Raw genomic sequence first — 3,125 nt, 5'->3', positions numbered from 1 at the left:
GAAGACGCCGAACGCTCGCTGGACCTGGCCTTTGAGCAGCTGTCGGTTCAAGGCGGGCTGTACTCGCACCGCCTGCAGCTCAGGCAGGTGGCGCACCAGGCCAAGGAACTACGGCGATTTGGCCGCCTGATCGCTCAACAGTGCGCCGACACGGTGCTGCCGTTGCGCGAGGAGATGCGTCAACACAATGCGCTGACCAGTGCCGTCAGCCTGCTGCTGGGCCAAGTGCGCAAACGGGGCCTGCGCAGAGCATTGTGACGGCATACCGTCGGCACCGAGATGCCCGTTTGGCGCAATGAGCGGGGCTTCCGCTTGCAGCTGGGCGATGAGGTGCGCGCCGTGATGGCCGCAGCGCAGCAGTACCAACCGCAGTCGGTGGCCTTCCCGCAAGATGAGCCCGGCAACGCCCCGCCCCTGCTGGAGCACGTGGACGAGGCGGCAATCCGGCAGCAGCTGAGAAGCAGCCTACCGGTGGGCAGCCTGCTGGACTGGCTGCATACCCATCACGGTCATCTGCAGGATGCGACGCTGCTGCGGCTTTTCCATGAGCTGCAGCACGAGGGCAGTTGGCAGATCGAAGTCAGCGAGCATCCTGAGACCACCACTTTGCAGGCCATCCGCGTGCTGCACCATCCTCACCGCGTGAGCATTCCGGAATGACGACGCCTCATCCACTGATGCCGCAACTGGCGCAAATGCCAGCATTGGCCGAGCTCTTCCGCTTGTTCCTGTCGGGCAAGCACCTGAACCGCATGGCCGAGCCTGCACTGTGGGCCGAACTTGAGCAGCACGAACCGGCCTACGCAGGTCTTTTCGCAGCGCTGGGCTTTGAGCTGCGCGTGGATGCGCGAGGCTTTGCTTGGTTCCACAGCACCGATGCCAGCAGCAACATCGGCAAGGTCAGCCGTCAACTGGCCCTGCTGTTCATGGTCATCTTCGACGCCCAAGCCAATGCCGGCAAAGCGCTACAACGCTTTACTGACTGGCTCATTGATCGGGAATGGCTGGCCGAGGTGCACGAACAGCAGAAAGACCTACTGGACGCCGAAGGGCTGTCTCCCGATGGGCTGATCGATCTGCTGGGCCGCGCCTGCACGCTGGGATTTGCAGTGGCGGAGCCGGCAGGCTGGCGGCTGTTGCCCGCCGTCTGCCGCTACCTGGACCACTTTGAGGGCCTGGCCGCAGCATCCCGAGATGACGACAACGAGGCGGATACTGCCCCTGAGGAAGGCAGCGATGACGTGCTGAACGACGAGGAGATCGACTGATGCAGCACGGCTTTCAACGCCTGGTTTTGCTTGGCAGCGCAGGCTACTCCCGCGCCGAGCTTCCGCTGGATGGCGCAGTCTCCCTGGTGGCGCCCAACAACACGGGCAAGACCAGCCTGATCAATGCCCTGCAGTTCCTGCTGATCATTGACCGGCGCCGCATGGACTTTGGCGCGCACGACGTGGAGAAGAGCCGGCGGTTTTACTTCCCCAACAACAGCGCCTATGTGCTGCTGGAGGTGTCGTTGCCGGAATCCGGCACCGTGGTGCTCGGTTGCGTCGGCAAGGGCGTGAGCTTCGAGTACGAGTACTTTGCCTACGCCGGCCCGCTCAAGGTGGAAGAGTTCTGCCTGCCCGATGGCTCGCTCGTGGCGCAGCCCAAGCTGGCCAGCCATCTGGCCACCCATGGGCGCCGCGTGTTCAGCTACAGCGGCAGCGAGTTCGCCGACATGGTGTACGGCGGCCGGAACCGCAAGCTCAGCGGATCACAAGACTTCTGCGTGTTCCGCCTGGAGCACGCCAGTGACGCCAGCGTCTTCCAGCGTGTGCTCACCCGGACGCTGCGACTGGACAAGCTTCGGTCCAGCGAGGTGAAAGACTACCTCCTGCAAATCTTCCGGCGTGATCTGCCGGACGCCAGCATCGACTTCAAGGCGGAGTGGGACAAGGCTTTTGCCGACCTGAACGCTGAGCGCAGTCAGTACCTGGCCGCCGAACGCCTGAAAGGCAGCCTCGCTGAACTGGAGCGCAAGCAAGATGCTCGACTGACCCTGCGCGGCAAGCTGCTGTGCTGGCGGCCCATGATCGACGAGGCCCTGGGCCAGTGGCAGCAGCACTTCGAATCACGCCAGCAAGCCCTTCAGCGCGAGCTGCAGCAGTGCGATGGCGAGCTGGACCGCTTGCGAGAGCAGGATCGCCAGGCGGTGCGGGAGCAGAGCCAGTGGGAGGTTGAGCAGAAGCAACTGCGCCAGGAGCGCCAACAGCTGCAGGCATTGCGACAGCGATTCGCTCTGGTGGAAAGCCGGGCGGTTCTAGAGACGTGCCGCCGCGACGTGCAGGCCCAACGAGATGCTCTGGTGGTCCGCTTGGGCCAAGCGCAAAGCCGGCCACCGGCATCCATCGAACGCGAGCTCTCCCGCGTGGACAGAGAGCTGGCCCAGCTGACACAGGAGATGCGCACCCAAGGCCACAACCTCTACCAGCAGCTGGCAGGCGCTTTGCCGCCCGATCAATTGGCGGCGCTGAACAAGGTGCTGGCCAGACCCGTGCTGACCTTGGGCGCCGAAGACTTCCAGCTCGATGGCCAGGCGCTCTCCAAGGCTTTGGGAGGTGCCAATGGCGAGCATGCTGGTCTGCCGGGCTTGCGGCTGCGCGTCGGCGCCCTGCCTGAGCAGCACCAACAGCGCAGCCTGGCCGAGCTGGGCGAGCTGCTGCGGGATTTGCAACAACAGCAGCTGCAGCTGAAAGAGCAGTTGGCGACGGCACAAGCGCTGGAACTCGTCCAACGCGAACGTGATGGATTCGAACAGCAGCTGGTGCAGCTGGACGCCGAATTGCGGGACTACAGCCAGATGCAGGCCCTGCAAGACAGCGACGCTGAGCGGCAAGCACGGCTTGTGACACTTGACCAGAAGCTCGCTGAGCTGGCCACCAGTTTGGCGCAATCGGCTGCCCGGTACCGGGCGCTGGATCAGCAGCGTCAACAGAGGCAGAAGGATCTGGATTCACTCGGGCAACAACACCGGCAGATCGAGCAACGCCGCAACCAACGCATCGATCAGGAAGGCCCGTTCACCTGGCTGTTTGACTCACCCCACCACCCCTGGTTGGCGCAGCCGGAGTTCGCGCTGGACCAGC

3 protein-coding genes and 1 pseudogene are annotated in these 3,125 nt (G+C 64.1%); all 4 read left to right on the top strand.

Annotated elements, in window-relative coordinates; all coding sequences use genetic code 11:
- A pseudogene (locus RBT42_RS16470) lies at window positions 1-258 on the top strand (hypothetical protein); the annotation flags it as partial.
- A gap of 21 nt (window positions 259-279) precedes the next feature.
- Entirely contained in the window at window positions 280-660 is a 381-nt protein-coding gene (locus tag RBT42_RS16465; RefSeq protein WP_320367113.1) for a hypothetical protein, read from the top strand.
- Complete coding sequence (locus RBT42_RS16460) at window positions 657-1,268, top strand: condensin complex protein MksE (RefSeq protein ID WP_320367111.1); 612 nt, start codon at window positions 657-659, stop codon at window positions 1,266-1,268. The genes RBT42_RS16465 and RBT42_RS16460 overlap by 4 nt, the downstream gene beginning before the upstream one ends.
- Window positions 1,268-3,125: hypothetical protein (locus RBT42_RS16455; RefSeq protein ID WP_320367110.1), on the top strand; the 1,858-nt coding region annotated here is incomplete at its 3' end. The genes RBT42_RS16460 and RBT42_RS16455, both read left to right, overlap by 1 nt.

Origin of the sequence: Aquabacterium sp. (assembly GCF_034003525.1) — a bacterium.
GTDB lineage: Bacteria > Pseudomonadota > Gammaproteobacteria > Burkholderiales > Burkholderiaceae_C > Aquabacterium.
This window is presented reverse-complemented; position numbering and strand designations above follow the sequence as displayed.